Source organism: Streptomyces sp. NPDC058964 (assembly GCF_042741275.1).
Lineage (GTDB): Bacteria > Actinomycetota > Actinomycetes > Streptomycetales > Streptomycetaceae > Streptomyces.
The window spans coordinates 1-1,586 of sequence record NZ_JBHYKH010000939.1 but is presented as its reverse complement, the minus strand read 5'-3'; the positions used below and the strand labels follow the sequence as shown (position 1 = coordinate 1,586).

General features: G+C 71.9%; 2 protein-coding genes. One reads left to right on the top strand and one right to left on the bottom strand.

From position 1 onward, the window contains the following. Positions 1-356, bottom strand: a 356-nt coding sequence (locus ACFW2E_RS46575) for a TetR/AcrR family transcriptional regulator (protein ID WP_384478162.1), incomplete at its 3' end; no start/stop codon positions are given. A gap of 161 nt (positions 357-517) precedes the next feature. Between ACFW2E_RS46575 and ACFW2E_RS46570 the strand changes: the two genes are divergently transcribed. After that, positions 518-1,573, top strand: a complete 1,056-nt coding sequence (locus ACFW2E_RS46570) for a medium chain dehydrogenase/reductase family protein (protein ID WP_384478159.1) — start codon at positions 518-520, stop codon at positions 1,571-1,573. Positions 1,574-1,586 lie beyond the last annotated feature (13 nt).

Below are 1,586 nucleotides of genomic sequence, written 5' to 3'. Positions count from 1 at the left end.
GCGTGGTATCCCGGGACCGGCGTGCCGTAGACGAGGAAGTACCGCTGGGGGTCCTCGAGCGCCCAGCGGCGCAGCGCGTGCGCGAGGCCGGGCAGCCCGGACTCCGGCACGGCGGCGGCGCGGAAGGCGTCCGCGAGGCTGCGGTAGGCGTCGCGGATCAGCTCGGTGATCAGGTCGTCCCGGCCGGCGAAGTACCGGTAGAGCGCCGGGCCGCTCATCCCCAGGTCCTTGGCGATGGCGTTGAGCGACAGCCCCGACGCTCCCGCCGACGCGATCTGGTCCCGGGCCCGTTCCTTGATCTCCGCGCGCACCTGGCCGCGGTACCGCTCACGGGGACTCTCCGTGCCTGCCGCCATCGCGTCCACGCTCCTCTCCGTCCGGCTGGTTTCAACGTATCACCACCGCGATAGGCCATAACAGACATTTCCGCGAAGGCTTGACACGTAAGCTAGCGCCAGTCATGTTTGTTATAGCTTCTAACGTCAGCGAATGGCTCTTGATGCACACGGAGGTCGCCATGGGAAACGTCACCGGAAACACGGAACTGGTCGAGGTCGTCCTGCCGGGGAAGGTGGAACCCGAGGGTCTGCAGTTCCGGCGCCGGGGCATACCCGTCGCGGGCGAAGGGCAGGTCGTGGTGCGGGTGGAGGCCACCGGGGTCTCGTTCGCGGAGCAGCAGATGCGCCGGGGGCGGTACTACGACCAGCCGCCGTTCCCGTTCGTGCCGGGCTACGACCTGGTGGGCACGGTGCTCACGACCGGCCCCGGCGTCGCACCGGACCTGGCCGGCAGGCGGGTGGCGGCACTGGTCAAGGTCGGCGGCTGGGCCAGTCACGTGGTACTCGACGCGGCCGACGCGGTGGAGGTGCCGGCCGGCGTCGACGCGGCGGAGGCGGAGACCCTGGTGGTCAACGGCATCACCGCATGGCAGATGCTGCACCGCAGGGCCCGCGTGCGCAGCGGCGGGACGATCCTCGTCCACGGGGCCAACGGCGGTGTCGGAACCGTCCTCGTCCAGCTCGCGCGGGCGGCGGGCCTGAAGGTGATCGGCACGGCGTCCGCCCGCCACCACGACGCGCTGCGGGAGCTGGGCGTGACCCCGGTCGACTACCGCACCGAGGACGTCCCGGCCCGGGTCCGCGCGCTCGCCCCCGGTGGCGTCGACGCCGTCTTCGACCACGTCGGCGGCCGGAGCGTGATCGACTCCTGGCGGCTGCTCGCGCCCGGCGGCACCCTCGTCTCCTACGGCAGCGCGGCCACCCGGGACGACACCGGCTCCAAGCAGTGGCCCGTCCTGAAGATCCTCGGCCGGGTGTGGCTGTGGAACGCGCTGCCCAACAGCCGCCACGCGTACTTCTTCAACGTCTGGGCGGGCCGTGCCCTGGGCAAGGACCGCTTCCGGGCCCGGCTGAGCTCCGACCTCACCGAGGTGTTCCGCGCCCTCCAGCGCGGCGAGGTCACCGCCCGGATCGCCGCCCGGATGCCGCTCACCGACGTCGCCGAGGCCATGCGGCTGGCCGAGTCCGGGACGGTGGCCGGCAAGGTCGTCCTGATCCCGCAGGACCAGGACTAGCCGCAATGCCGGT